Source organism: Cupriavidus sp. UYPR2.512, assembly GCF_000379565.1.
In the GTDB taxonomy this organism is placed as follows: domain Bacteria; phylum Pseudomonadota; class Gammaproteobacteria; order Burkholderiales; family Burkholderiaceae; genus Cupriavidus.
Window position 1 is genome coordinate 47,982 of record NZ_KB902898.1, and the last position, 25,966, is coordinate 73,947.

Sequence of the window (25,966 nt, forward strand, 5' to 3'; positions counted from 1 at the left end):
CCGTAGCTTAAAGCAGCGCGAAGCGTGCCTGGCCGGGGCCGACCAGGGCGGGGCGGCTGACCGGGTAGCGGTGACGGGTGCCCTGGGCGTCGAAGGACAGGAAATCCGGCGTCCAGCGCAGGGCCTGCAGCTGGCGGAGCTCGATGCCGTCGACGAGGATGGCGCCGGCGCCCACGCAGACACTGCCACAGGGCAGGCGCAGGGATTCGCTGTCGTCGCCGAAGTAGTAGGCCTCGAGCAGGATGGAGTCGGACTGGTACAAAGGCATGGGGCAGCATCCGGATACTGTATGGATGTACAGTATAGCTCTGGCTGGCGGTTCGGTCATCCCCCACGATTCTCATTTTCGTGCGCCGGCACAGCCCGCGGCACTGTGCATTTGCCGCGTGGAAGTTGGTGGCAAGCGATGTCGGCCTGTATTGGTATAACCTGAAAACGATGCCGGTCGCACAGCGTGGTCGTGCCAGGGCCGGCAGGGTCGCTACGGGGGATGCCATGGCGAGGTGCGGGAGCAGGGCTTGCTGGTTTGGCGTGGGCGTGGTGCTGGGCGCGGCGGCGGGCGGTGCCTGCGCCATGCTGGTGCGCACGGCCGCGGAGCAGCGGGTGCTGCGCGAGCGCGATGCGACGCTGGTGCCGTCCGATCCCGCGGCGGATCAGGCACTGACCGATACCGCCACTGACGTGGTGGAGTACGGCGGCTTCGTGATCCACGTGTATTGCCACGCGCTGGGCATGGGGCGGTTCAAGGCCCTGTGCGATATCTGGGAGTCGGGCGCCGTGGTGCTGGAGGGCGGCGCGCCGCCGGCCACGCACGCGACGCCGGAAGATGCGCGGGCCGCGGCGATTTCGTGGGCGCGGCAATGGGTGCAGCACAATGGCTGAAGGCGCCGCCGCGCGATCATCGCCATGACAGGAGATGCCGATGCACGCCTGTGACCTGTGTCATCAGTTGGTGGGCGAACCGTCCAGCGCGCCGCCACACGAGAACCTGGCCGCCTCGGGCATTGCTGCGATGAGCAACCGGTGCAAGGTGGACAGCCGCTGGCGCTGCATTGGCTGCGGCGCCTGGATGTACCAGAGCACGGCATTGGGTGAGCCGCCGAATATGTGGCGAATGGGTCCGCGCCCGGCCGACTGGCCTGATAATCATGGCTGAGCAGGCATGGCCGCGCCACCAACGGGCGGTGCGGCCATGCCCCGTATCGCGCCCGGCTCAGGCTCTCGGGCGCCTGTTTCAAGGAGAATTCATGTTTGTTTGTGGGAACCAGGCTTGCGGTGCGCGCTGGGAGCCGAATGAGGTGCAGATCCGCAACGAAGGGCAGGGTCCCGTGTTCCGCTGCCCGCAATGCGGCGCACGCAATCACGTCCAGGCACGCACGGCGCGCGACGGCAGCACCGTCTACCGCCAAGTGGCCGCGAAGCCGGCGCCACGTTAGTCCGGGCCGGCGGGCGGCACGCCATGTCACCCCACGCATGTGGGGTCAAATCCACATGGTTGCCGCCTTAAGCTTGCTCAGGCGGGACCGTTATACACATCATGGACTTTGCCGACCTTCCTCAAGACTCTGCTTCCAATGCTGAACGCATGGGCTGGGCGAACGCTTCGCCGGAAGTGATCGCCAAGGTATTGAATTCAGCCCTGGCAGCGCAGGATCTCTCAGGGTTTGCCGCGCTGCTGTCGGATATCGCGCGCGACCGCGGCCTCAAGGGCGAGCGTGCCGCGAACCAGTCAATCTACGACATGCCGTACGCCAGCCTGCTGCCCAGGCAGAAGCACCTGCTTTCCGATGCCTTCGACCTGCTGGTCCTGCTCGGGCTGGAACTGCGCCCGCGTGGTGCCGAGGCCGGCATCGGCGACGATGCGGACATTGACACGGACGCAGCAGCAGACGAATAAACCCCGGGCTGGACAGCGCCATGCTAGGCGCGTTCCAGCATGCCGATCTCGCGCACCGCGACCGACAGCATCGACAGCCCCGCGGCCCCCGAGGCGCGCTGGTCGGCCAGCATGCGCGTAAAGCGTTCAAGCGCGCCGTGACGGCTGGACCGCCAGGCATCGATCATGGCTTCGGGCGTATCCAGTTCACCCGCCTGCGACAGCACGCTGACGGTCAGTGCGCGCTTGAGCCGCCCCAGGTCTTCCAGCGTGGTGGTGCGTGCCAGCAGGTCCCAGTGCGTGTCCGATGGCAGTGCCAGCGCGCGCTCGCGCAGCCAGCTGAAGCTCAGGTGGCTGTCCAGTGCGAAATAAACCCCCGCCACCAGGTCCAGGCTGCGTTCGCACGCCGTGGCCACTTCGGCAATATCGAGCGCGGCGGCGGAGATCTCGCTGCCGGCCACGCGCACGGCCAGCGCTTCGTCGACCCCTGCATCCGTCAAGGCCCGGCTGCGCTCTGACAGTGCTGTCGCATCGGCCGGCGGCAGCAGCCGCGGCAGTTGCGGTGCCAGCCATCGCGCTGCCTGGGCAAAGCGCGCCAGGTCCTCGGCGGCCTTGCTGCCGCTACGCAGATAGCGGATGAACCACAGGCACGCGCGCTCCAGCAGCAGCGCCACGGCCCCGAACATGCGCGCCTGCTCGGCATCGGCGACACGGTTGTCCAACGCATCGATCTCCTGCCACAGGGTGGTCAGGCCGAAGACATCGCGTGCGATCAGGCAGGCGCGCACGATATCGGCCGGGCGTGCGTCGGTCTCTTCCATGATCCGGTGCACGAAGGTGGCGCCGATGCGGTTGACCAGCATATTGGTCAGGTGCGTCGACAGGATCTCGCGCCGCAGCGGGTGGCGCTGCATTGCGTCGGCGTAACGCTGGCGCAGCGGCACCGGGAAATAGTCCGACAGCAGTCCGGCAACCAGCGTGTCTTCCGGCACATCGGAGGCCAGCAGTTCGTCGTACAGCCACATCTTGCTGTAGGCAAGCAGCACGGCACGCTCGGGTGATGCCAGGCCTTCATCGGCCAGCTTGCGCTCGGCGATTTCTTCCTCTGAAGGCAGGAACTCCAGCGGGCGGTTGAGCCGCCCGGCGCGCTCCAGCCAGCGCACCAGGCGCGCCTCGCCGTCGAGCAGCGCGGGGCTGCTGCGCCCGGCCACGGACAGTGCCTGGGTCTGGTAGTAGTTGTCCTGCAGCACCAGCAGGCCGACCTCGTCAGTCATCTCGGCCAGCAGCTTGTTGCGCTGCTTCTCGGTCATTTCGCCATCGGCAACCACCAGCCCGAGCAGGATCTTGATATTGACCTCGTGGTCCGAGCAGTCCACCCCGGCCGAGTTGTCGATGGCATCGGTGTTGATGCGCCCGCCCTTGCGCGCGAACTCGATGCGGCCCAGCTGAGTGAAGCCCAGGTTGCCGCCTTCGCCGATCACCTTGCAGCGCAGGTCGCTGCCGTTGACGCGCACCGCGTCGTTGGTGCGGTCGCCGGCCTGCAGGTGGGTTTCCTGGCTGGACTTGACGTAGGTGCCGATGCCGCCGTTGTAGAGCAGGTCGACCGGCGCCATCAGGATTGCGTGAATCAGCTCGGCCGGCGACAGCGTGGCTGCCGTGACCCCCAGCACCGCCTGTACCTGCGGCGACAGCGGGATGGTCTTGGCGCTGCGCGGATAGATACCGCCGCCGGCGGAGATCAGCGTGGCGTCGTAGTCGGCCCAGCTGGAGCGGGGCAGGCCGAACAGCCGCGTGCGTTCCTGCAGGCTCCTTGCCGTGTCCGGGTCGGGATCGAGGAAGATATGCCGGTGGTCGAAAGCCGCCACCAGCCGGATATGCGGCGACAGCAGCATGCCGTTGCCGAACACGTCGCCCGACATGTCGCCGATGCCGGCCACGGTGAAGTCCGTGGTCTGGATATCGACACCCATCTCGCGGAAATGCCGCTTGACCGATTCCCACGCACCGCGCGCGGTAATGCCCATCTTCTTGTGGTCATAGCCGACCGAACCCCCGGACGCAAAGGCATCGCCCAGCCAGAAGCCGTATTCGGCCGAGATCGCGTTGGCGAAATCCGAGAATGTGGCCGTGCCCTTGTCGGCGGCGACCACCAGGTAGGGGTCGTTGTCGTCGTGGCGCACCACCTCCGGTGGCGGCACCAGCTGGCCGCCGACGAGGTTGTCGGTCAGGTCCAGCAGCCCGCGCAGGAAGGTCTGGTAGCAGGCAATGCCCTCCTGCAGGAAGGCATCGCGGTCGGTGGGCGGGGGCGGGCGCTTGACCACGAAGCCGCCCTTGGAGCCTACCGGCACGATCACCGTGTTCTTGACCATCTGCGCCTTCATCAGGCCCAGCACTTCAGTGCGGAAGTCCTCGCGCCGGTCTGACCAGCGCAGTCCGCCGCGGGCTACGCGCCCGCCGCGCAGGTGCACGCCCTCAACGCGCGGCGAGTAGACCCAGATCTCGAACATCGGGCGCGGCTCGGGCAGGCCGGGGACCAGCGCGGGATTGAACTTGAACGACACATATGGGCGCGGCTGGCCTTCCTCGCCACGGTGGAAATAGTTGGTGCGCACGGTGGCGTTGATCACGCCCAGGAAGAGCCGCAGGATGCGGTCCTCGTCCAGGTTGGGCACCTTGTCCAGCGCCGCGCCGATATCGGCCAGTAGCTTGTCGCAGCGCGCCTGGCGGGCGGTGTCGGTGGCAACCTGGCTGAAGGTGTCGAAGCGCGCCACGAACAGGCCGACCAGCATGGCGGCAATGGCCGCGTTGCCGGTCAGCGCGCGCTCGATATAGGCATCGCTGAAGGTCGAGCCCACCTGGCGCAGGTAGCGGGCATAGGCGCGCAGGATGGTGACGTCGCGCGCGGCCAGCTCGGCGCGCAGTACCAGGCGGTTGAAGTCGTCGTTCTCGATCTCGCCGTGCCAGGCGCGCGCGAAGGCATCCTCGAACAATGCCTTGACGCGCGCGATGTCGAATTCCGCCGCGCCGCCGCTGTCGGCAATCTCCAGCCCGAAGTCGTGCACCCATACCGGCGTGCCGCTGTCGGGTTCGATCAGGTAGGGGCGCTCTTCATCCACGCGCACGCCCAGGTGTTCCAGCATGGGCAGGCTATGCGACAGCGCAATCGGCTCGCCGGCACGGTACACCTTGAAGCGGAACACCCCCGGTGCGGCCTCGATCGGCCGGTACAGGTTCATCGCCATGCCGTTGCCGCGCAGCGCGTGCTCCATCAGCTCGATATCGCGCACCGCGGTGCGGGCCGGATAGTCCTCACGGTAGCCAGCGGGGAACGAGCCGCCGTAGCGCTGCAGCAGCCGGTTGCCTTGCTCTTCGCCGTGGCTTTCATGCAAGGCTTCGGCGAGATCGTCCTGCCAGCGGCGGCTGGCGTGCACGATGCGTGCCTCCAGCTCACGCGTATCGACGTGCGGCATGGTGCCGGGCTCGCCGCGCACGGTCAGCTGGATGCGCGCCAGCGGCGACTCGGACAGCAGCGGCGTGAACTCGCAACTGGTGCCGTGGAAGGCCGCGGTCAACAGTTTCTGGATCTTCTGGCGCAGGTCGGTGTTGTACTTGTCGCGCGGCACGAACACCAGGCATGAGACAAAGCGGTCGAAGCGGTCGCGCCGTACAAAGAGCCGGGTGCGCTGGTGCTCTTGCAGCCGCAAGATGCCGGTGGTGATATCGAAAAGTTCATCCTCGGTGGCCTGGAACAGTTCATCGCGCGGATATTGCTCGAGGATGGTCACCAGCGACTTGTACAGGTGCCCATTGGCCAGGAAGCCCGCGCGCGCCAGGATATTGGCGCATTTGCGCCGCACCAGCGGGATATCCGCGATCGGCGCCGTGTAGGCGGTCGAGGTGTACAGGCCGACAAAACGCCGCTCGCCGAAGAGCTGACCCTGTGCATCCAGCAGCTTGACCCCGACATAGTCGAGATAGCCCGGCCGGTGCACGGTGGCGCGCGAATTGGCCTTGGTCACGAAGATCGGCGAGGCGCCTTCGATGATCGCGGTGGCCGCGGCAGGCAGCAGCGTGAGGTCTTCGGCGTCGGGCTCGCGCAGGCTTTCGCGCAGGATCCCTGCACCGGACCCCGGCACGCCGCGCAGGAAGTAGCGCCCGTCCTGCGACACCAACTGGTAGTCACGCTGGCCGAGGAAGGAGAAGTGGTTATCTATCATCCAGTCCAGGAAGGCGCGCGCTTCGGCGCTTTCCGGCGAGGCCGCATCGGGCGCCTGCGCCATGGCGCCGATGGTGGCCTGGGTGATGTCGCACATCTTCGGCCAGTCCTCCACTGCCGCGCGCACGTCGATCAGCACCTGCGCAATGGCGCTGCGCAGCGCCTCCAGCCGCGCGGCCTCGCCGCTGCGGTCGATCTCGAAGTGGATGAAGGATTCCAGGCGCGAGCCGTCCCCGGCCTCGCCGGCGCCGCCCGGGGCAATCCGCTCGATGCCGCCGCGCGCGTCGCGCCAGACCCGGAACACGGGATGGATGGCCGAGTGCAGCGCCAGTCCCTGCCGGTTGATCTCCATCGTCACCGAGTCGACCAGGAAGGGCATGTCGTCATTGACGATCTCGACCACGGTGTGGTCCGAGTGCCAGCCGTGCTCTTCCAGGTTGGGGTTGTAGACGCGGATGCGCGCTTTGCCGGGGTTGAATTTCTGTGCGGTCTGCCAGTGCGCCATCACGGCGCCGTAGAGATCATCGACGTCGCGCTGGAGCAAGTCTTCGGCGTCGGCCTGGTCGTAGTAGTGCAGCAGGAAGGGCTCGACCACGGCGAACATCGCCGCCGGCAGCCGCTCGCGCGCGAAGCTGGCCAGTTCGTCCAGCAGGTGCGCGACCTTGTCTTCGTTCTCCTGCGGCATGATCCCTCCTCGCGGTGTCGATGGGCGGCCCGCGGCATGTGCCGGGGCATGCTCATACTTTAGGAAAAAACCGCATGCCCGGCGCAATAAAAGTGGCGGGTATGAGCATGGTGCGTGAAGGAATGCGCACGGCTCCCGCTGTTGCCCGCGGGACCGGCTTGCGCGGCGCTCAGAGGCGCCTGGCGGCGAGGGTGGGGCGGTGCGCGACCGGCGGCAGGCCGGGGCAATGCGAGGGCGCGGCGGCTTTTTCCTGCCGGGCGGCTTCGGTGCCCGCGCGAACCTGGCGCGTGGTGTGGTCGCTCAGCGTGGTCTTCATCCGCTCCAGCAGGGTTCCCAGCGCGGCACGCTCTTGGGAATTGAATGCCGCCACTGACACGCTGTGCAGCGCGCTGAGGGCCTGCGCGGTGCGCTGCAGCCGGTTGGCTGCGCTTTCTGCAATGCGGGGCGCCTGGGTGCCCGCGTACTCGATCCAGCCGTCGCGCTGCAGTTCAACCAGCATCGTCTCGGAACGCGCGACTTCGATCGGCATCGGACCCGTCAAGGGCGAGCCGCGCACGAAGGCATCCTGGCGGATGGCCCGCAGCAGCAGCCACTGGGCGTAGTTCAGGCCAGAGGCGCACAGCGTCTGTTCCAACGCACTTTGCCAGGCGGTTACGGCATCAACCAGGGCAAGGACAACCGGCTCGCTGGGTTCGAGGGGTCTTGGCTGCATGAATGGCGTCTCCTGTTTTGGTTTGCCGCCACTGCGATGCGCTGGCATCCGTCGCACGGGTACCAGGGGCCGGAGCATGGCCGGCCCGGGCGGCACGGACGCCGCAGCCTCTCTGGCGGGGCACGGTCGACCGATGGGGCAGACACTACCAGAATCCTTTGCCGGCATTGTGACAGGGCGGGAATGCCCTGTGCCATTAAAGGGACATAGTGGTCCGCACGTCCCCTGGCATGGCTTTCACTATGAATAAAGCGACTGCAAGCGATGACTTTAAATCACAGCCAGAATGTATGCGGCTGGCTACACTGCCTGCCGGAGACCCCGCCAACCAGCCTTCGGGCCAGCACGGGGCGCGCGGCGCGGGCACGGGCCCGGCCGTCAGACCGGAGATAAGGATGTACAAGGAACGCATTCGCCTGGCCAGGCTGCACGACAAGGTAGTCTCGGCCGACGAAGCCGCCGCGCTGATCCGCGACGGCATGACGGTAGGCATGAGCGGTTTCACGCGCGCGGGCGACTGCAAGGAAGTCCCGTTTGCGCTGGCGCGGCGGGCGGCAACCGAGCCGCTGCGCATCACCCTGATGACCGGCGCCTCGCTGGGCAACGATATCGACCGGGTACTGGCAGAGGCCGACGTGATTGCGCGCCGCCTGCCGTTCCAGTCAGACGCCACGCTGCGCCGCAAGATCAACGCCGGCGAAGTGATGTTCATCGACCAGCACCTGTCCGAGACCGTGGAGCAACTGCGCTCCGGCCAGATCGCACCGGTGGACGTTGCGGTGGTGGAAGCGGTGGCGATCACCGAGCAGGGCGGCATCATTCCCAGCACCTCGGTCGGCAACTCGGCCAGCTTCGCCATGCTGGCGCGCAAGGTGATCGTCGAGATCAACCTGAACATGCCGCTCGCGCTGGAAGGGCTCCACGACATCTGCTTCCCGGTGCAGCGCCCGTACCGCCAGCCGATCCCGCTGATCGCGCCCGAGCAGCGCATTGGCCTGCCGTATATCCCCATCGATCCCGAGAAGATTGCGGCCATTGTCATCACCGCCAAGGACGACAGCCCGTCCAACGCGCTGCCGCCGGATGCCGATACGCGCAATATCGCCGGCCATCTCAACGATTTCCTGCTGCGCGAAGTCCGCGCCGGCAGGCTCTCGCCCTCGCTGCAGCCGCTGCAGGCGGGCATTGGCACCATCGCCAACGCGGTGTTGCACGGCATGGCCGATTCACCGTTCCGCGGCCTGCAGATGTATTCCGAGGTGCTGCAGGACAGCACCATCGAACTTCTGGATGCGGGGCGCCTGGCGTTTGCCTCGGCCTCTTCGGTGACGCTGACGCGCGAGGTGTACCAGCGCTTCCTGTCGAACCTGGACCGCTATCGGTCGCGCCTGGTGCTGCGTCCGCAGGAGATCAGCAACCATCCGGAGATCCTGCGCCGGCTCGGGCTGATTACCATCAATACGGCGCTGGAGTGCGACATCTACGGCAACGTCAACTCCACCCATGTAGGGGGCACGCACATGATGAACGGCATCGGCGGCTCCGGCGATTTTGCGCGCAATGCGCACCTGTCGGTATTTGTGACCAAGTCGGTGGCCAAGGGCGGCGATGTCTCCAGCATCGTGCCGATGGTGGCGCACGTGGACCATACCGAGCACGACGTCGACATCATCGTCACCGAGCACGGCCTGGCCGACCTGCGCGGGCTGGCGCCGCGCGAACGCGCGCGCACGGTCATCGCCAACTGTGCCGACCCGCAATACCGCGAGCTGCTGGGCGACTACTTCCGGCGCGCCAGCACCCATGGTGGCCAGACCCCGCACCTGCTGGAAGAGGCGCTGTCCTGGCATGTCGGTTTCCGCGACCGCGGCACCATGCAGCCCGCGCAGCCGGCCCAGGCGATGGCAGCCTGAGCGCTGTCTCCGCCAGAAAGCAAAACAGCCCGCGCATGCGGGCTGTTTGCCTTGGTGCCGCCGGTTGGCGGCGGTAGCAGGCTTACTGTGCCTTGCTGCCCTGGCTGGCGGGCGCCTTGGCGCCGTCGGTGTACGGATCGGCCTTGCCGGCCTTGGCGCCGTCGGTGTACGGATCGAACTTGCCGGCCTTGGCGCCATCCGTGTTCGGGTCGAACTTCTTGCCCGAGCTGGTCAGGTCCGACTTGGTCGATTGCTTGGCGCCATCGGTGTACGGGTCGAACTTGCCGGACTTGGCGGGGTTCTGGTTCGGGCTGGCCTTCTTGGTGTGGCTGCCACCGTAGAGATCGCCGCCTTCGGTGTAGTTCTTCTGCGCATAGACCTGCGTCGCGCCCAGCGCGGCCAGTGCTGCAACGATCAGGGTCGGAACGGTCTTCTTCAGCATCTTGCTTATCCTCGCGATTGACGGTCGCGCAGCGCCTGCGCGAATCCGGTTTTGGGGCCGAGCTTGGCCGGTGACGGCCGGGCTGGCGGAACACCCGGTTAATGTACCGAGTCAGCGCTTGTCCGCAAAGTGAAAGTTTCTTCTACAAGTATTGAACACCCATGGCGTTGCCTGCGTACTGCGTCAGATCAAATGCAACGATCCTGGGACAGATCTGGGTGACCCATGGCCCCTTTTCAACCGGCAAGCCAATAAAAAAACCGGCTGCCAGATGGCAGCCGGTCATGACCCCTCGCGGGCGGTTTCGCCGTCCGGTTATTCCAGTGTGATGTTCTGGTCGCGTGCGATCTTCTTGCGCAGGTCCAGCTCGCGCTTGATCTGGGCGGCGTACTGCGCCGGGGTGTTGCCGTCAGTGTAGGCTCCGCTGTCGGCCAGGCGGCGCTTGACGTTCGGGTCCTGCAGGGCCTTGACCGCGGCATCATGCACGCGCGTGATGATTGCCGCCGGCGTGCCGGCCGGGGCCACCAGGCCGTACCATGCCATGTTGTTCATGTCCTTCATGCCGGCTTCGGCAAAGGTCGGCACGTCTGGCAGGCCCTCGACGCGCTTGGGCGCCGCCACGGCCAGCGCGCGCAGCTTGCCGGCCTGGATATGCGGCATCGACGACGGCAGGTTGTCGAACTGCGCGTTGACCTGGCCGGCCAGCGTGTCGTTCAGCGCAGGGCCCGATCCGCGGTAGGGGATATGGACCATGTCGGTCTTGGTGATGTCCTTGAACAGCTCGCCGTCCAGATGCGAGATGCTGCCCTTGCCGGCCGAGGCGTAGCTGTACTTGCCGGGGTTGGCCTTCAGCATCGCGACGAATTCCTTCAGGGTCTTGGCCGGCACCTTCGGGTTGACCGTCAGCACGTTCGGCACGTTGACCAGGTTGGTGATCGGCGCGAAATCCTTGAGCGGGTCGTACGGGTTCCTGGCGTTGGTGGCGGGGTTGGTCGCCATCGTGCTGACGGTGGCGATGCCCAGCGTGTAGCCGTCCGGGGCGGACTTGGCGAGCGCGTCGGCGCCGATTGCGCCGCCGCCGCCGCCGCGGTTTTCCACCACCACCGGCTGGCCCAGTTCGCGGCCGAGGCCGTCGGAGACCGCGCGCGCCACGATGTCGGTGGTGCCGCCGGCCGCGAACGGAACGATCAGGCGGATCGGCTTGTTGGGGTAGGACTGGGCCTGGGCGAGGCCGGCGTGGGCGCCAAGGGCGACGATACAGGCGGCTGCGCCGGCGTTGATAACTGCTTTCAAGGAGTGCCTCCGTTCTTCTTTCACTGATTGGCCAGGCGGGCTGCAGGCGTTTCTTCGGGCGCGACCTTCCGTCTGCGCCCCGCGCTGTCACGGATCCCCGCGCTGGCATGACCGTGCCGTGCCGGGATGCGGCGACGGCCGGCACCTTGCGATAGTTCCGCGATACGGAACCATGTTCCACAATGTGCGCGGAAGCGATTCAACCGGGAAAGCGGGCGCAGGGGAATTGGTGAGAACCCGCGTATCAAGAAATCGGCAGCCATGCCGACGCGCGCAGAAGCAGGGCGGGGGAAATGAAAAAAGCCGGAAGCAAGGCTTCCGGCTTTTCCTGAATTCGCTGGTGGGGCGTGAGTGACTCGAACACTCGACCTACGGATTAAGAGTCCGCTGCTCTACCAACTGAGCTAACGCCCCAACGAAGAAAAGGATTGTAGCAAGGTATCGGATAAGACGCAATAGCCTTCGCACAATTTTTGCGAGCCAACCTGCACTGGCCGCTACAATGCCAGGCCACCGCGCGCATCCCGCGCGGGGGGGCCGATCCACCAGCTTGCCCAGCCCATGCATGCCAGAGTCCTGCGCTATCTCGACGAGGTCGTCCGCCGCGGTTCGATCCGCAAGGCGGCCGAGCACCTGCACGTGGCACCGACCGCGGTCAACCGCCAGATCCTGGACCTGGAGGCGGAACTGGGCGCACCGCTGTTCGAGCGCATCAACAAGCGGCTGCGGCTGACGCCGCTGGGCGAGATGGTGCTGGCCCACGTGCGCCAGACGCTGCGCGAGCACGATGCGCTGCGCGAGCGCATCGAGGACTTCAAGGGCGCGCGCCGCGGCGAGGTCACCGTGGCGGTCACGGCCGGCCTGGCGGGCTCGCTGATGCCGTCGCTGGTGCATGATTTCCGCCAGCGCTATCCGGGCATCGTGGTGCGCGTCGCCGACCTGCCGGTGGCCGACATCATCACGGCGGTGGAGCAGGGCGATGCCGACCTGGGCCTTGGCTATGACCTGCCGGAACTGCCCGCCTTCCGCGCGCTGGCCACCAGCGACTGGCGGATCGGCGTGGTGGTGCCGCCGGGCCATGCGCTGGCGGCCCGGCAATCGGCGCTGCTGAGCGAATGCGTCGGTTATCCGCTGATCCTGCCGGCGCCATCGCTGTCGATCCGGGCCATCCTGGATGCGGCGTTTGCCCGCAATGCGATCGAGGTCTCGCCGGTGGCGGAGTCCACCTCGACCGCGCTGATCCGGCAACTGGTGATGCTGGGCACCGGCATCGCGCTGCTGAACCCGCTCGATGTGATGGAAGAGCGCGCCCGCCAGGCGCTGGTCTATGTGCCGCTGCGCGACCGCCACCTGCAGGGCCAGACGCTGACGCTGGTGGCGCGGGCCCGCGGCCCGCTCAGCGCCGCCGCCGGGCTGATGGCCGAGCGCATCGGCGACGCCCTGGCCGTATTGTTTGCGCAGGCGCGCTGATCAAGGGGTTGCTACGGACGGGTGTCCACTTTTTGTGGACAGGATGATCGGAATTCTGCGCTTGGGGGTTGGCATCTCGCCGCCGTAGACTGGCGGCCATCCAGTCCCCCAATTCGTTTTGCAAGGAATTCCGCCATGACCCTGATTGCCCTGAACGCCGACGTGCTGGTCACCATGGACGCGCAGCGCCGCGAGATCCGCGACGGCGCCCTGGTTGCCGAAGGCCCCGCCGTGCAGTGGGTCGGCCCCACCTCGGAGCTGCCGCCGCAGTACCGGCGCATGGCCGACGACGGCAGCGCGCAGGTGCTGGACATGCGCGGCCGCGTGGTCACGCCCGGCCTGGTCAACACCCACCACCACATGTACCAGAGCCTGACGCGCGCGGTGCCGGCGGCGCAGGATGCCGAGCTGTTCTCGTGGCTGACCAACCTGTACATGCTGTGGTCGCACCTGACCCCGGAAATGATCGCGGTATCGACCAAGACCGCGATGGCCGAGCTGATGCTGTCCGGGTGCACTACCACCAGCGACCACCTCTACCTGTTCCCGAACGGCTCGCGCCTGGATGACTCGATCGCCGCGGCGCAGGAGATGGGCATGCGCTTCCACGCCGCACGCGGCTCGATGAGCGTGGGCCGCAGCAAGGGCGGCCTGCCGCCGGACGTGGTAGTCGAAGAGGAAGCCGCCATCCTGCGCGACAGCCAGCGGCTGGTGGAGCAGTACCACGACAGTGCGCGCCACGCGATGCTGCGCGTGGTGCTGGCGCCGTGCTCGCCGTTTTCGGTGTCGCGCGACCTGATGCGCGAGTCGGCCAATATGGCGCGGCACTATGGCGTGTCGCTGCACACGCACCTGGCCGAGAACGTCAACGACATTGCCTACTCGCGTGAGAAATTCGGCCTGACGCCGGCCCAGTATGCCGAGGACCTGGGCTGGGTCGGCCACGATGTGTGGCATGCGCACTGCGTCAAGCTGGACGACGAGGGCATCGCACTGTTTGCCCGCACCGGGACCGGCGTGGCGCATTGCCCGTGCTCGAACATGCGGCTGGCGTCCGGCATTGCGCCGGTGCGAGCCATGCGCGATGCTGGCGTGCCGGTGGGCCTGGGTGTGGACGGCAGCGCGTCGAACGACGGCGCGCATATGCTGGGCGAGGCGCGCCAGGCCATGCTGCTGCAGCGCGTTGGCTACGGGCCGGCCGCCATGAGCGCGCGCGAGGCGCTGGAGATTGCCACGCTGGGTGGTGCGCGCGTGCTCAACCGTGACGATATCGGCGCGCTGGCGCCGGGCATGTCGGCGGATTTTGTCGCCTTCGATATGTCGCAGGTCGGCTTTGCCGGCGCCGGCCATGACCCGGTGGCGGCGCTGGTGTTCTGCACGCCGGCCAATGTCGCGGCCAGCGTGATCAACGGCAGGGAAGTGGTGCGCGACGGTGCGCTGCTGACGGCCGACCTGCCCAACGTGCTGCTGCGCCATCGCGCGCTGGCGCGTACGCTGTTCGAGCGGGCCAGCCAGGGCGCCTGATGCAGGGGCCGCGGTGGCGCGGGCATGTGCCTGCGCCGCAGCGGATAGCCCAATAAGGCAAGCGCACAAAGCAAAAGGCCGGAAGCAGCGATGCTTCCGGCCTTTCTGTATTCGGTGGTGGGGCGTGAGTGACTCGAACACTCGACCTACGGATTAAGAGTCCGCTGCTCTACCAACTGAGCTAACGCCCCAACGAAGAACGAGATTCTAGCATGATTTCCGGCGCTGTCAAATGTTTGATGCACTTGCCGGAACAACCCCGTCGTTGTGACCGGGAGCCACACATGCAAGCGGATGGAACTCAGAGGCGGCCGTGATGGTCTTTGCAATGAGCGCATTCGCATGGGCTGTATCCATACGATTTTGCCGGAGCCATGTTAGGATGTTTCTCCACTTGCATATGGAGGGCTGCACCGATGGAAATCAAATTCCAAGAGCAAGAGCGCTACGACATCAATAATGAAGGCTTGTTGTTCCAGGCACTTGTCAATGGCGAGAAGGTGACTTGCGTGGTGACACGCGAAGCACTGTGGGAAGGCTTCAGTGCCGACCAGGTACTGTCGCTGGAAGAGGCATTCCGTGCCGGTCGCGAAACCATCGAACGCGCCGCCGTGGTGCTGATCGAACAGGGCGCGCCCCAGCCAATCGTCGTCAAGCGCGCCCACGTGGCGCCGATCTGATGCGGATGGATGCCCCGGCCAGCCCCCGGCATGCCGCGGGCGCCCATCTGTTGTCAGGTTCCCAGACGTAGGGCTGTCCGGCCTTGCGTGCCAAGCCGGCAACGCCGGCACAGGCAGTCTCCCGGTTTTCCCGTTTCAGTTTCCTGGTTTCCTGCAGCCGTATTGTTGCTGAACGCTGGTGCGCGGCCGCCGCTCATGCCGACGCGCCGGCGCTTCAGTTCATTGTGCTGCCGGGGCTGCGGCGCCAGGCCGTGACGCGCACTCTTCAAAGATCCGCACGGTGCATTGCGCGCAGATGTCGGGCGAGAGCTGGCCGACGATCGTGTGCAGCGCCTGCCGCTTGGTCGGGAAGATATGGTCGGCCCCGAGCTTGTCGGTAAAGCCGGTCTGCGCCCAGGCCTGCAGCACCTGCGTGCGCGGGCGGTGGAAGTACAGATCGCCGCCCAGCGCGCGCCGTTCGGCAAGCTCGTTTTCCCACATCTCGGCACCGGCCAGGTCGATGAAGTTCATGCTCTTGGTCATCGCCAGCAGGTGCGTCTGGCCGGCGTTGACCGTGCGCAGCCAGTGCAGCCGATCCGTCACGTACTGCACGGCGCCGAAGTAGATCGCGCCTTCCATGCGCAGCAGCTTCAGTTGCGGGCATTCCGGCTGCGGGCGGCGCAGCTCGTCCAGCGGCGTGAAGCGCCGGCCGGGATCGTCGGCGTCGGGCACCAGGCTGCGCACGGCCGGCCGCGACGTGCGGTACAGGTAGGCCACCAGCGACAGCATTGTGCCGAGCAGCACCGCCATCTCCAGCCGGATCACCAGCGTGGCGGCGAAGGTGCCGATGGCAATGGCGAATTCCGTGCGGCTCAGCGTGAAGATGCGGCGCAGCCGCGCGGTGTCGAGCAGGCCCCACGCCACCAGCAGCAGCATCGCTGCGATCGCCGCCATCGGGATCTGTGCCAGCAGCGGGGCGCTGACCGCCACCAGCGCCACCAGCCACAGCGCCGAGAACACGCTGGCCAGCGGCGTGCGCGCGCCGGCCTCGAAGTTCGGCACCGAGCGGTTGAGCGAGCCGCACGAGATATAGCCTGAAAAGAAGCCGCCCGCGATATTGGACAGGCCCTGGCCGATGAACTCGCGGTTGGCGTCGATATGCTGGCCCGAGCGCAGCGCCACCGCCTTGGCGATCGAGATCGACTGGCCCAGCGCGACGATGGTCAGCGCCGAGGCGATGCCCAGCAGGTCGGGCAGCTTGCGCCAGTCCACATCGGGAAGGTGGAAGCGCGGCAGCGCCGACGGGATCGGTCCGACCACGTTGACATGGTGGGCGCCGCCCGCGCCGGACTGGTTCAGCAGCAGCGCTACGCCGTAGCCGGCCAGCAGCCCCAGCAGCATGAACGGCAGCCGCCGCCACAGCCGCTTGCACAGCAGCGTCACCACCAGCGTGACCGCGCCTACGGTGGCCGCGCCCCAGTTGATGGTGCCGATGTTCTCGAACAGGTGGCGCAACACGCCGAACGCACTGGTGCCGGTCGGCACCGCCAGCCCGAACAGGTCCTTGAGCGCATACAGGCCGATCAGCGTCGCGGCGCCGCAGGTGAAGCCGAGCAACACCGACGGTGAAATAAAGTTGGCCAGCGTGCCAAGCCGCAACGTGCCCACGGCGAGCTGCATCACGCCCACCACGATGGTGACGGCCAGCGCCAGCCCGATATAGGCCGGGCTGCCGGCAAACGCAAGCGGGCTCAGCATCGCGAACAATGCCAGCGAATTGGCGTTGGTCGGCCCCGACATCACGTGCCAGCTCGAACCGAACAGCGCCGCCACGATGCACGGCACCACCGCGCTGTAGATGCCGTATTGCGGCGGCAGGCCGGCCAGCGTGGCAAAGGCCACGCCCTGCGGCAGCACCAGCACGGCGCCGAGCAGGCCGGCCACCAGGTCGGCGCGCAGCGTGGTCTTGTCGACGCGCTGGCTCCATGGAAACAGGCGCGGCAGGAGGGATCCGGGACGGGACGCGGGCATCGGCAATGAAGGGCAGGCTCAGCCGGCCTCGCTGCCGCGTGCAGGCGGTGGCGAGGCAACGGATTCGGGCGGGGTGGATTCAGGCAGGTTCGGCTGCGGCGCCAGCACGGCCAGCATGGCGTCGAGCGCGCGGTAGACCTCGGTCAGCCGCTCGGGGCCAAGCCGCTGCGCCAGCTCCTGGTAGCGTGCATCGACCAGCGGTTCCATTTGCACGATGATGGCGCGCGCCGACGGCGTCAGGCTTACCAGCTGGCGGCGCTGGTCGGTGGCAGAGCGGGTCCGTTCGACCAGCCCGGCGTCTTCCATGCCGCCCAGCATGCGGGTCAGGCTGGGGCTCAGGATCAGGCAGGCATCGGCCAGCTGGTTCGGCTCCATCGGCTCACGCTCGTTGAGCGTGCGCATCACGCGCCATTGCTGCTCGGTGATGCCGAATTGCCGCAGGATCGGGCGAAAGCCGGCCAGCAATGTCTCGCGCGCTTGCAGCAGCAGGTGAGGAAGGTTGCGGTGGCGGAACATGGCCTGGCGGGTGTGGCTCATGCCCGCAGTGTAGCGGGCGCGGCGCCGCGCGGCGAGCGGGGCTTGTCCGGACCTGCCTGAACCTGCGCGCGGCGCCAGCGGCGCGTTCAGCCGCAGCCGAGCGTGGCGACCACTGGCGTGTGGTCCGACGGCTGCTCCCATGTGCGCGGCGCGCGGTCGATCACGCAGGCGCTGCAGCCGCTGGCCAATGCCGGCGACAGCAGGATGTGGTCGATGCGCAGGCCCGCATTGCGGCGGAATGCCATCATGCGGTAGTCCCACCATGAGAAGGCCTTCTCGGGCTGCTCGAACTGGCGGAACGCATCCGCCAGGCCGAGTTCCACCAGCGCGGCAAATGCGGCGCGTTCCTGTGGCGAGACCAGGTTCTGGCCTTCCCATTTCTTGGGGTCGTGCACGTCGCGGTCTTCCGGCGCGATATTGAAGTCGCCCAGCAGCGCCAGCTTCGGGTAGCGCTTCATCTCTTCGCGCAGCCAGGCCGTCATCGCATCCAGCCACTTGAGCTTGTAGACGAACTTGTCCGAGTCCAGCGCCTGCCCGTTGGGAAAGTAGGCGCAGACCAGCCGCACGTCGCCATAAGTGGCCGCGATCACGCGCTGCTGCGCGTCCTCGAAGCCGGGGATGTTGCGCACCACGTCGGTGGGGCCGGGCATGCTGGCGTCGCGGGCGAGGATGGCCACGCCGTTGTATGTCTTCTGCCCGGTGTAGATGCTGTGGAAGCCCGCGTTCTCCAGCTCGGCCAGCGGGTACTTGTCGTCCGGCAGCTTCAGTTCCTGCAGGCACAGCGCGTCAATCGGCGCGCCGGCCTGGTCCTGCTCGGCCAGCCATTGCAGCACCTGCGGCAGGCGCACCTTGAGCGAGTTGACGTTCCAGCTGGCAATGCGAAGCAGGCCGCTGGCGGGCAGGGCGGCCGCGCTCATGCTGCCATCCCGCCGTGGCGCAGCAGCGCGTCGATCTGCGGCGCGCGGCCGCGGAATGCGACAAACGAGTCCATCGCCGGACGGCTGCCGCCCACCGACAGGATCTCGCGCTGGTAGCGCGCACCGGTCTCGCTGTCGAGCACGCTGCCCGACAGCTGCGCGGCTTCTTCGAACGCCGCGTACACGTCGGCCGACAGCACCTCGGCCCACTTGTAGCTGTAGTAGCCCGCCGCATAGCCGCCGGCGAAGATATGGCTGAAGGTGTTCGGCCAGCGCGACAGCGGATGCTGCGGCACCACGTGCACGCGGTCGTTGATCTGGCGCGACAGGTCCAGCACCGAGGTGGCGCCGGCCGGGTCGAAGTCAGTATGCAGGTGCATGTCGAACGACGAGAACACGATCTGCCGCAGCGTCATCATGCCGTTCTGGAAGTTCTTGGCGGCCAGCATGCGGTCGAACAGCGCGCGCGGCAGCGGCTCGCCGGTGTCGATGTGCTGCGTCATGCCGGTCAGCACTTCGTACTCCCAGCAGAAGTTCTCCATGAACTGCGACGGCAGCTCCACCGCATCCCATTCCACGCCGTTGATGCCCGACACGCCCAGCTCGCCCACCTGCGTCAGCATGTGGTGCAGGCCGTGGCCGAACTCATGGAACAGGGTGATCACTTCATCGTGCGTGAACAGCGCGGGCTTGCCGCCCACCGGCGCCGAGAAGTTGCAGGTCAGGTAGGCCACCGGCGTCTGCACGCCGCCTTGCTCCAGCACCTTGCGGCCGCGCGCGTCGTCCATCCAGGCGCCGCCGCGCTTGCCTTCGCGCGCGTACAGGTCGATGTAGAACTGGGCCAGCAGCGTGCCGTCGGCGGTGGTGACGCGGAAGAAGCGTGCGTCCTGGTGCCAGGTCTGCGCCTGCTCGGGCTCGATGCGCACCGAGAACAGCTTTTGCACCACGCCGAAGAGGCCCTCGAGCACCTTCGCTTCCGGGAAGTACTGCTTGACCTCATGCTCGGAGAACGCATAGCGCTGCTGGCGCAGCTTCTCCGAGGCATAGGCGACATCCCACGGCGCCAGTTCAGGCAGTCCCAGCTCCGCCGCGGCAAAGGCCTTCATTTCAGCCCAGTCCTTCTCGGCGTAGGGGCGCGCCTTGACGGCGAGCTCGTCGAGGAACTTCAGCACCTCGGCCGGCGATTCAGCCATCTTCGGCACCAGCGAGACTTCGCCATAGCACTGGTAGCCCAGCATCTGCGCCTCTTCGCGGCGCAGGGCCAGCTGCTCGCGCATATTGGCGGTGTTGTCCCAGTCGGCCTGGCCCTGGCCATGCTGCGGGCCCAGTTCCGAGGCGCGCGTGACATTGGCTTCATACAGGGTCTGGCGCAGCGCGCGGTCGTCCGCGTACTGCAGCACAGGGAAGTAGGACGGGAAGTGCAGGGTGAATTTCCAGCCGGCCTTGCCATCCTTATCGGCGGCATGGCGGGCGGCCTCCTTTGCGTCGTCGGGCAGTCCGGACAGGCGGGCCTCGTCCTCGACATGCAGCGCGTAGGCGTTGGTGGCATCCAGCACGTGGTCAGAGAAGGCCTTGGACAGCTGGGCCTGCTGCTCCTGGATTTCGGCGAAACGCGGCTTCTTGTCCTCAGGCAGCTCGGCACCGCCCAGGCGGAAGCCGCGCAGTTCGTTTTCGATCAGCTGGTGGCGCGCCGCGCTCATGCCGGCGAACTCCGGGCTGGCGGCCAGCGCCTTGTACTTGTCGTACAGCGCCAGGCTCTGGCCGAGCGAGGACCAGAACTCGGTCATGCGCGGCAGGTTCTCGGCGTGCGCGCGGCGCAGTTCGGGCGTATCGGCCACGGCGCTCAGGTGGCTGACTACGCCCCAGGCGCGGCCCAATGGCTCGGTGGCCGCTTCCAGCGCCTGCACGGCATTGGCCCAGTCGGCGGGAGTGGCCGGATCTTCGGCGCGGGCGACGGCCTGCTGTGCGCGTTCCAGCAGCACGTCCAGTGCCGGGCTGATGTGCTCGGGCCGGATCTCGGCAAAGCGGGGCAGGTCGGAAAAGTCCAGCAGAGGATTGGTAGCGTTGGCAGCTTGGTCCATGGCGTGTTCTCGGTTGGCTGGCCTCGATCGGGCTATATTCCCGCAGATGGGGCCGGGGCGCCGGATTTTCCAGAGCCCCGGGTGGCGTATCGTGCGCGGCCTCAGCCGGCGGCACGCTCGGCGGCTTCCAGCGTATTGACCAGCAGCATGGTGATGGTCATCGGGCCGACTCCGCCCGGCACCGGCGTGACGTAGCCGGCGACCTCACGCACCCCGGCGAAGTCGACGTCGCCGCAGAGCTTGCCGTTATCGTCGCGGTTCATGCCCACGTCGATCACCACCGCGCCCGGCTTGACCATGTCGGCCGTCACCAGGTTGCGCTTGCCGACCGCGGCCACCACCACATCCGCGTCGCGGGTGTGGGCGCCGATGTCGCGCGTCTTGCTGTTGCAGATGGTGACGGTGGCGCCAGCCTGCAGCAGCAGCATCGCCATCGGCTTGCCGACGATATTGGAGGCGCCCACCACCACGGCGCGGGCGCCGCGCAGCGGGAACTGGATCGATTCCAGCATCTTCATGCAGCCGTAGGGCGTGCAGGGGCGGAACAGCGGGGCGCCGGTCATCAGCGCGCCGGCATTGGCCACGTGGAAGCCGTCGACATCCTTTTCCGGCGCGATCGCTTCAAGCACCTTGTGGCTGTCGATATGCTTGGGCAGGGGCAGCTGCACCAGGATGCCATGGATGTTCGGGTCCTGGTTCAGTGCGTCGATGCGGGCCAGCAGTTCCGCCTCCGACAGGTCGGCCGGGTAGCGGTCGAGCGAGGAATGAAAGCCGTTGTCCTGGCAGGCCTTGACCTTGTTGCGTACGTAGACCTGGCTGGCCGGGTCTTCGCCGACCAGGATCACGGCCAGGCCGGGCCGGTGGCCACGCTCGGTCAGGCGGGCGGCGCGCAGGGCGGCTTCGGAGCGGATGTGTTTGGCAAGGGCGTTGCCGTCGATCAGTTGGGCAGGCATGGAGGCAGGGCGGGTTCGTGGCCGGGAGGTGGAGGCGCCGCCGCGCGCCGGAGCGCGGGTTGGGCCAAAGCCGGAATTATAAAGGTTGCGTGGGGCTTGCCGCACGGAGCTTGACCGGGTGCAAGGGCCGGGCGGGGGCAGCGCTGGTAGCATCGGCCGCATGCACACCGCGCTGCCGTCCCTTCTGTCTCACCCCTTGCTGCTGTTGCTGTCCCTGGCGGGGCTGCTGTGGGCGCTGACGCGCCGGCCCTGGCGGCTGTTGCGGCGCAATGCGCTGCAGAACGCCTGGCTGGGTGCGATGGTGCTGGTGGCGTTGCTGTGGACGTTGCGCGCCACGCTGGTCGGCGGGCTGGTGATTCAGTTGCTCGGCGCCACGCTGATGGTGACGCTGTTCGGGCTGCCGCTGGCGCTGCTGTCGCTGTTCGTGGTGGACGTGGTGTCGCTGTTCGGGCTCGAATACCTGGCCGGGCATGGCTGGGCCCAGTTCGACTGGCCCTCGCTGTGGGTGCGCTACGTCTGGCTGGCGCTGCTGCCGGCGCTGATCTCCGCGGCGCTGCAGGCAATGATGCGGCGCCTGCTGCCGCGGCATCCGTTCGTCTTTATCCTGGGGCACGGCTATTTCACGGCCGGGCTGGCCGCGCTGGGCGCCAGCGCGGCGGAGGCCGGCTGGCGCCACCTGACGGCGCCGGGCCTGCCATGGAGCGTTGCCGATACCCTGACGGCAGCCATCATCCTGGCGTTTGGCGAGGCCTTCCTGACCGGCATGCTGGTGGCGATTTTTGTGGTCTATCGGCCACAGTGGGTTGTCACGTTCCGGGACGAGGAATACCTGGACCGCTGACGGGACTGAGGGGATGCAGGGGCGGCGCCGGACGGCGCGCGGAGAGGGCGGCCGGTGCGGCCCGCGGGCCGCACCGGGTCAGGCAGAGGCAGGCGCCGGCCGCTCAGCTGTTGCGCGACAGTGCCAGGCGCAGCAGGTCGGCGACGGTGTTGACGTTGAGCTTTTCCATGATGTTGGCGCGGTGCGCCTCCACGGTCTTGATGGAAATGCCCAGGTCGTCGGCGATCTGCTTGTTCAGGCGGCCGGCCACGATGCGCTCCAGCACCTGCTGTTCACGCGTGGTCAGCTTGCCCAGCAGGTCCTTGGCGGCGCGCTGCTCGCGTGCGGCGGAATGGTCGGTGCGGGCCTTGGCCAGCATGCGCTCGACCAGTGCGCGCAGCTCGGACTCATCGAAGGGCTTTTCAATGAAGTCGATGGCGCCGCGCTTCATCGTCGACACCGCCATCGGCACGTCGCCATGGCCGGTGATAAAGACGATGGGAATGTCGATCTGCTCGGCCAGCATGCGCTCCTGCAGTTCCGGGCCGCTCATGCCGGGCATGCGCACGTCGAGGATCAGGCACGACACCTGGCTGGCATCGTAGGCGGCGAGGAACTGCTCGGCGCTGGTGAAGCTGCGCACCTGATAGCCATTGCCCTCCAGCAGCCAGGTCAGCGAGTCGCGCATGGCTTCATCGTCGTCGACGATGAACACGGTCTCGCCGCGGTGGGGCGTGGGGTTTGGCGTTGCGGTCATGTAGTCTCCTCGGGACAACAATTCATTGCTGCGAAGTGTAACCGGCAGCGGCCCTCTGTGGCGAGACAGGCCCCCCACATCCGTGGGGAAACGGGGCGGGCCGGCTTTTTATGGGAATCCTTGGGTACGCCCGGGGCGAAGGCTCCGGCAACGGGGCCTGTGGTTCGGCTTAATGTTCGGCCAGCGCCGACTGCAGCGGCAGCATGATCTTAAATGTACATCCGATGCCGTCGACATTGTTCTCGACCCACAGCCGGCCCTGATGCGACTCGATGATCGAGCGGCAGATGTTCAGGCCCATGCCCATGCCGTCGGACTTGGTGCTGAAGAAGGGCTCGAACAGGCGCTCCTTGGTGGCTTCGTCCACGCCCGGGCCCTGGTCGATCACGTCGATATGGACGTTGTCGCCGATCTCGCCCGGCTCCACCCGCGCGTGCAGCCGCACCACCCCGCCGGCGCGCAGGGCGGGCAGGCCAGCCATGGCCTCGACCGCGTTCTTGAGCAGGTTCACCAGCACCTGCTCGATCAGCACCGGGTCGACATAGACCGTCAGCGGCGGGGTTGGCAGGCGGGTCAGGATGGTGACGCGGCGGCGCGTGGCCTCCAGGTCGGCCAGGCCTACCGCGTCGGCGACGATGTCGTGCAGCGCGGCCTCGCGCCGCTGCGGCTGGCTGCGCTTCACGAAGCCGCGGATGCGGCTGATGATGGTGCCGGCGCGCACCGCCTGGGCCGAGGTTTTCTCCAGCACCGGGATCAGGTCCTCCGGCGTGCTGCGGCCCGAATGCAGCCGCGCCACCGCGCCCATGCAGTAGTTGTTGATGGCCGCCAGCGGCTGGTTCAGCTCATGCGCCAGCGACGAGGCCATCTCGCCCATGGTGGTCAGGCGGCTGGTGAACTGCAGGCGCTCTTCATGCTGGCGCGCCATTTCCTCGGCGGCCTTGCGCACGGTGATGTCGGTGGCGATCTGCATCTGCGCGAGGTGGCCGTCGACCCACTGGATATAGCGGCGGCGCACTTCGAACCATTTCTGCATGTCCGGCACGAACACTTCGCGCGCATCCGATGCGTACGGCATCAGCTCGGATGCCGGCAGGCCGGCATAGGCGTCGACATAGTCGGTGTTGTCGCTGGAGACCTGGTCCTTGTCGAGGTCGTCGCCGGCCAGCTTCAGGTGGCCCTCGGCCTCCCAGCCGAACAGCTGGCGGTAATAGCGGTTGGCAAAGAGCAGTTCCGCCTTGTCGGTGGCCAGCACCGACACCGCTGCGTCCAGGCTTTCCAGCACCGTGGTGAAGCGGTCATGCGCGGCGGCCAGTTCCTCGCGCGCGCGCTTGGGCTCGGTGATGTCCGTCATCGAGCTCATCCAGCCGGTATGGCGGCCGCGGCTGTCCACCAGCGGCGACACATACATGCGCGCATAGAAGCTGCTGCCGTCGCGGCGCATCACGCGCATCTCATAGCCGCCGGCGGGCGATTTGCCCTGCAGGGTCAGGTCGATCTGCTTCTGCATCTCCTGCTGGTCGTTGGGCGGCCAGTAGGGGAAGGGCGGCAGGCGCCCGACCAGGTCGTTCTCCTGCCAGCCGGTCATGCGGCAGAAGGCCGGGTTGACATAGGTGATGCGGCCGTTCAGGTCGAGCGCGCGCAGGCCGATCAGCATCGAGTTTTCCATCGCGCGCCGGAACGAGGTCTCGGCCAGCAGCGCGCGCTGCGCTTCGGAGCGGCGGCTGGTGTGGCGCCACATGCTCCACAGGCTCCACAGCAGGAAGCACGACAGCCCCACCACCAGCCACAGCAGCATGTTGTTGGGCAGGTTCGACGCCGGCGGGTAGGCATCGGCGCGCAGCGACAGCGAGTGGCCCGGCGGATCCAGCAACACTTCATACGACAGCGCATTGCCCGGCACCGGCCGCAATGAGGTGCTGGCGCGGGTCTGGTTGTTCTTGTCGATCAGCGAGAAGCGGTAGCGCTCGGTCAGCTCGGGCGGCAGCAGGTGCGTCAGGATGCCGTTGATCGAGTACAGCGCGCCGAGCGTGCCGAGGAACTCGTTGTCGCGCACGATCGGCACTTCCATCAGCATGAAGCTGTCGCCGCGCTCGTTGACCAGCGGGCGCGAATAGACCACGCGCTGGGTCTCGCGCGCGGCGTCGAAGGTGTCGAGCACTTCCGGTTCGAGCGGCTGGTCATGGTTCTCGCGCAGGCGGCTGGCGAATTCCGAGGTCGATGGCAGCGACCAGCGGCCGCGCTTGGTGGCATCGAGCCAGTTGATGAAGACGATCTCGGGATTTTCGCGCAGGATTTCCTGTGCCGCGGTGCGGTAGGCGCCTTGATCAAGCTGCGCGGCGGCGATGTCGCGTGCCAGCGAGGCCAGCTGGTCCTGGTTGCTGAGCAGCGACAGGCGCACGCGCTGCTGTGCCCAGGCGGCGTCGCGGTACAGGGCGTCGCGCTGCTGCTGGCGCTCGGTCTCGTGCAGGGACCACAGGATCACGCCCATGGCCACCGTGAATAGTACGATGGCAACCAGCGGGATGAACATGAACCAGCTGGTGGCCACCAGGTTGCGCCAGCGCAGCCACCACAGCCCGCGCGGTGCGGCCACGGGGGCGCCGTCGTCGGGGCCCAGCGCCTCGATCGGCCCTAGTCCGGCCGCCGGCGAAGGGGCGTGCGCGGGATCGCCTCCGGCCGCCTTGGCTGACCCCGACGCGTCGGGAGGAAGCATGGCTGCACGCAGGCTGGAAAGGAGTCGGTCGAAAAACGGCATGGGAGGGATTGACGGCTGACCGACCAGTGTACCGAGATTATTGCAGTGCGTCGCTTGGGGAAAGCGCCAATGAAAACATTGCCGCTGTGGCCGGCGCGGGCAGGCTTGCGGCACATGGCGGGCCGGCCCGGTGGTGATTCTTGGTGCACCGCCGCATAATTCCACATTATAAAAAACGATACCGCAATTTGAAAATTTCACTTGTATTGGACTTTGGGCTTCCATAGAATCGGTCCGACCCAAGATGCGGGCGGTAGCCATGCGCCTGCCGCGCGGAGAGACCGGAACAGGTTTCCCGGCGGTGCTCCGATGCAAGGCGTCATGG

At 67.2% G+C, this 25,966-nt stretch carries 20 protein-coding genes and 2 tRNA genes; 8 read left to right on the forward strand and 14 right to left on the reverse strand.

The window, feature by feature from the left end:
* Nucleotides 1–7: 7 nt before the first annotated feature.
* A complete protein-coding gene (locus A3A5_RS0109315; RefSeq protein ID WP_018310326.1) occupies nt 8–268 on the reverse strand; it encodes a hypothetical protein in 261 nt (86 codons plus the stop codon).
* Between the two features lie 227 nt (nt 269–495).
* On the opposite strand from A3A5_RS0109315, the gene A3A5_RS0109320 reads away from it, so the two are divergent.
* The 3 genes from A3A5_RS0109320 (at nt 496) to A3A5_RS0109335 (ending at nt 1,897) form a co-directional block, all read left to right on the forward strand.
* The gene (locus A3A5_RS0109320) at nt 496–882 is read left to right on the forward strand and encodes a hypothetical protein (protein WP_026200609.1); all 387 of its coding nucleotides are present in this window, start codon (nt 496–498) and stop codon (nt 880–882) included.
* 34 nt (nt 883–916) lie between these two features.
* Nucleotides 917–1,156, forward strand: a complete 240-nt coding sequence (locus tag A3A5_RS0109325; protein ID WP_026200610.1) for a hypothetical protein — start codon at nt 917–919, stop codon at nt 1,154–1,156.
* A 381-nt stretch (nt 1,157–1,537) separates the two neighbouring features.
* Complete coding sequence (locus A3A5_RS0109335) at nt 1,538–1,897, forward strand: hypothetical protein (RefSeq protein WP_026200611.1); 360 nt, start codon at nt 1,538–1,540, stop codon at nt 1,895–1,897.
* 23 nt (nt 1,898–1,920) lie between these two features.
* On the opposite strand, the gene A3A5_RS0109340 is transcribed toward A3A5_RS0109335, so the two are convergent.
* The gene (locus A3A5_RS0109340) at nt 1,921–6,777 is read right to left on the reverse strand and encodes an NAD-glutamate dehydrogenase (RefSeq protein ID WP_018310331.1); all 4,857 of its coding nucleotides are present in this window, start codon (nt 6,775–6,777) and stop codon (nt 1,921–1,923) included.
* Nucleotides 6,778–6,946: 169 nt separating this feature from the next.
* Nucleotides 6,947–7,489, reverse strand: coding sequence for a hypothetical protein (locus A3A5_RS0109345; protein ID WP_026200612.1), 543 nt, complete (start codon nt 7,487–7,489; stop codon nt 6,947–6,949).
* 395 nt (nt 7,490–7,884) lie between these two features.
* Here A3A5_RS0109345 and A3A5_RS0109350 point away from each other — a divergent pair, with 395 nt between their 5' ends.
* Complete coding sequence (locus A3A5_RS0109350; protein WP_018310333.1) at nt 7,885–9,402, forward strand: acetyl-CoA hydrolase/transferase family protein; 1,518 nt, start codon at nt 7,885–7,887, stop codon at nt 9,400–9,402.
* 82 nt (nt 9,403–9,484) lie between these two features.
* Here the strand turns inward: A3A5_RS0109350 and A3A5_RS0109355 are convergent, their stop codons facing one another.
* From A3A5_RS0109355 to A3A5_RS0109365, 3 genes are all read right to left on the reverse strand, one after another.
* Nucleotides 9,485–9,844 (reverse strand): hypothetical protein, encoded by a 360-nt coding sequence (locus A3A5_RS0109355; RefSeq protein WP_018310334.1) that lies wholly within the window; start codon nt 9,842–9,844, stop codon nt 9,485–9,487.
* Between the two features lie 315 nt (nt 9,845–10,159).
* The gene (locus A3A5_RS0109360) at nt 10,160–11,137 is read right to left on the reverse strand and encodes a tripartite tricarboxylate transporter substrate binding protein (protein WP_018310335.1); all 978 of its coding nucleotides are present in this window, start codon (nt 11,135–11,137) and stop codon (nt 10,160–10,162) included.
* Between the two features lie 338 nt (nt 11,138–11,475).
* Nucleotides 11,476–11,551, reverse strand: a tRNA-Lys gene (locus A3A5_RS0109365).
* Nucleotides 11,552–11,698: 147 nt separating this feature from the next.
* Between A3A5_RS0109365 and A3A5_RS0109370 the strand changes: the two genes are divergently transcribed.
* Both A3A5_RS0109370 and A3A5_RS0109375 read left to right on the forward strand, forming a co-directional pair.
* Nucleotides 11,699–12,607: a LysR family transcriptional regulator gene (locus A3A5_RS0109370; RefSeq protein WP_018310336.1), complete on the forward strand. Its 909-nt coding sequence runs from the start codon at nt 11,699–11,701 to the stop codon at nt 12,605–12,607.
* 135 nt (nt 12,608–12,742) lie between these two features.
* Nucleotides 12,743–14,131 (forward strand): 8-oxoguanine deaminase, encoded by a 1,389-nt coding sequence (locus tag A3A5_RS0109375; RefSeq protein WP_018310337.1) that lies wholly within the window; start codon nt 12,743–12,745, stop codon nt 14,129–14,131.
* Between the two features lie 115 nt (nt 14,132–14,246).
* On the opposite strand, the gene A3A5_RS0109380 is transcribed toward A3A5_RS0109375, so the two are convergent.
* A tRNA-Lys gene (locus A3A5_RS0109380) sits at nt 14,247–14,322 on the reverse strand.
* Between the two features lie 225 nt (nt 14,323–14,547).
* Between A3A5_RS0109380 and A3A5_RS0109385 the strand changes: the two genes are divergently transcribed.
* On the forward strand, nt 14,548–14,811 hold the full coding sequence (locus tag A3A5_RS0109385) for a DUF1488 domain-containing protein (RefSeq protein WP_010813081.1): 264 nt from the start codon (nt 14,548–14,550) through the stop codon (nt 14,809–14,811).
* 219 nt (nt 14,812–15,030) lie between these two features.
* Here A3A5_RS0109385 and A3A5_RS0109390 read toward each other — a convergent pair whose 3' ends face one another.
* The 5 genes from A3A5_RS0109390 to folD form a co-directional block, all read right to left on the reverse strand.
* Nucleotides 15,031–16,821 (reverse strand): SulP family inorganic anion transporter, encoded by a 1,791-nt coding sequence (locus A3A5_RS0109390; protein WP_018310338.1) that lies wholly within the window; start codon nt 16,819–16,821, stop codon nt 15,031–15,033.
* An 18-nt stretch (nt 16,822–16,839) separates the two neighbouring features.
* On the reverse strand, nt 16,840–17,358 hold the full coding sequence (hpaR, locus tag A3A5_RS0109395) for a homoprotocatechuate degradation operon regulator HpaR (RefSeq protein WP_018310339.1): 519 nt from the start codon (nt 17,356–17,358) through the stop codon (nt 16,840–16,842).
* Between the two features lie 86 nt (nt 17,359–17,444).
* Complete coding sequence (gene xth / locus A3A5_RS0109400; RefSeq protein WP_018310340.1) at nt 17,445–18,275, reverse strand: exodeoxyribonuclease III; 831 nt, start codon at nt 18,273–18,275, stop codon at nt 17,445–17,447.
* Nucleotides 18,272–20,356: a M3 family metallopeptidase gene (locus A3A5_RS0109405; protein ID WP_018310341.1), complete on the reverse strand. Its 2,085-nt coding sequence runs from the start codon at nt 20,354–20,356 to the stop codon at nt 18,272–18,274. The genes xth and A3A5_RS0109405 overlap by 4 nt, the downstream gene beginning before the upstream one ends.
* Nucleotides 20,357–20,457: 101 nt before the next feature.
* Nucleotides 20,458–21,309, reverse strand: a complete 852-nt coding sequence (gene folD / locus A3A5_RS0109410; RefSeq protein WP_018310342.1) for a bifunctional methylenetetrahydrofolate dehydrogenase/methenyltetrahydrofolate cyclohydrolase FolD — start codon at nt 21,307–21,309, stop codon at nt 20,458–20,460.
* Between the two features lie 160 nt (nt 21,310–21,469).
* Between folD and A3A5_RS0109415 the strand changes: the two genes are divergently transcribed.
* Entirely contained in the window at nt 21,470–22,150 is a 681-nt protein-coding gene (locus A3A5_RS0109415; RefSeq protein ID WP_026200614.1) for a hypothetical protein, read from the forward strand.
* 103 nt (nt 22,151–22,253) lie between these two features.
* Here A3A5_RS0109415 and A3A5_RS0109420 read toward each other — a convergent pair whose 3' ends face one another.
* Together A3A5_RS0109420 and A3A5_RS0109425 are read right to left on the reverse strand one after the other, a co-directional pair.
* On the reverse strand, nt 22,254–22,886 hold the full coding sequence (locus A3A5_RS0109420) for a response regulator transcription factor (protein ID WP_018310344.1): 633 nt from the start codon (nt 22,884–22,886) through the stop codon (nt 22,254–22,256).
* A 169-nt stretch (nt 22,887–23,055) separates the two neighbouring features.
* A complete protein-coding gene (locus A3A5_RS0109425) occupies nt 23,056–25,641 on the reverse strand; it encodes a PAS domain S-box protein (protein WP_026200615.1) in 2,586 nt (861 codons plus the stop codon).
* Nucleotides 25,642–25,966 lie beyond the last annotated feature (325 nt).

Bases quoted from the DNA above. Each gene is read 5' to 3' on its own strand.
- A3A5_RS0109425 (WP_026200615.1), bottom strand. From the start codon at position 25,641: ATGCCGTTTTTCGACCGACTCCTTTCCAGCCTGCGTGCAGCCATGCTT.
- folD (WP_018310342.1), bottom strand. From the start codon at position 21,309: ATGCCTGCCCAACTGATCGACGGCAACGCCCTTGCCAAACACATCCGC.
- A3A5_RS0109325 (WP_026200610.1), top strand. From the start codon at position 917: ATGCCGATGCACGCCTGTGACCTGTGTCATCAGTTGGTGGGCGAACCG.
- A3A5_RS0109350 (WP_018310333.1), top strand. From the start codon at position 7,885: ATGTACAAGGAACGCATTCGCCTGGCCAGGCTGCACGACAAGGTAGTC.
- A3A5_RS0109320 (WP_026200609.1), top strand. From the start codon at position 496: ATGGCGAGGTGCGGGAGCAGGGCTTGCTGGTTTGGCGTGGGCGTGGTG.
- xth (WP_018310340.1), bottom strand. From the start codon at position 18,275: ATGAGCGCGGCCGCCCTGCCCGCCAGCGGCCTGCTTCGCATTGCCAGC.
- A3A5_RS0109335 (WP_026200611.1), top strand. From the start codon at position 1,538: ATGGACTTTGCCGACCTTCCTCAAGACTCTGCTTCCAATGCTGAACGC.
- A3A5_RS0109420 (WP_018310344.1), bottom strand. From the start codon at position 22,886: ATGACCGCAACGCCAAACCCCACGCCCCACCGCGGCGAGACCGTGTTC.
- A3A5_RS0109390 (WP_018310338.1), bottom strand. From the start codon at position 16,821: ATGCCCGCGTCCCGTCCCGGATCCCTCCTGCCGCGCCTGTTTCCATGG.
- A3A5_RS0109340 (WP_018310331.1), bottom strand. From the start codon at position 6,777: ATGCCGCAGGAGAACGAAGACAAGGTCGCGCACCTGCTGGACGAACTG.
- A3A5_RS0109370 (WP_018310336.1), top strand. From the start codon at position 11,699: ATGCATGCCAGAGTCCTGCGCTATCTCGACGAGGTCGTCCGCCGCGGT.
- A3A5_RS0109385 (WP_010813081.1), top strand. From the start codon at position 14,548: ATGGAAATCAAATTCCAAGAGCAAGAGCGCTACGACATCAATAATGAA.
- hpaR (WP_018310339.1), bottom strand. From the start codon at position 17,358: ATGAGCCACACCCGCCAGGCCATGTTCCGCCACCGCAACCTTCCTCAC.
- A3A5_RS0109345 (WP_026200612.1), bottom strand. From the start codon at position 7,489: ATGCAGCCAAGACCCCTCGAACCCAGCGAGCCGGTTGTCCTTGCCCTG.
- A3A5_RS0109315 (WP_018310326.1), bottom strand. From the start codon at position 268: ATGCCTTTGTACCAGTCCGACTCCATCCTGCTCGAGGCCTACTACTTC.
- A3A5_RS0109415 (WP_026200614.1), top strand. From the start codon at position 21,470: ATGCACACCGCGCTGCCGTCCCTTCTGTCTCACCCCTTGCTGCTGTTG.
- A3A5_RS0109355 (WP_018310334.1), bottom strand. From the start codon at position 9,844: ATGCTGAAGAAGACCGTTCCGACCCTGATCGTTGCAGCACTGGCCGCG.
- A3A5_RS0109375 (WP_018310337.1), top strand. From the start codon at position 12,743: ATGACCCTGATTGCCCTGAACGCCGACGTGCTGGTCACCATGGACGCG.
- A3A5_RS0109405 (WP_018310341.1), bottom strand. From the start codon at position 20,356: ATGGACCAAGCTGCCAACGCTACCAATCCTCTGCTGGACTTTTCCGAC.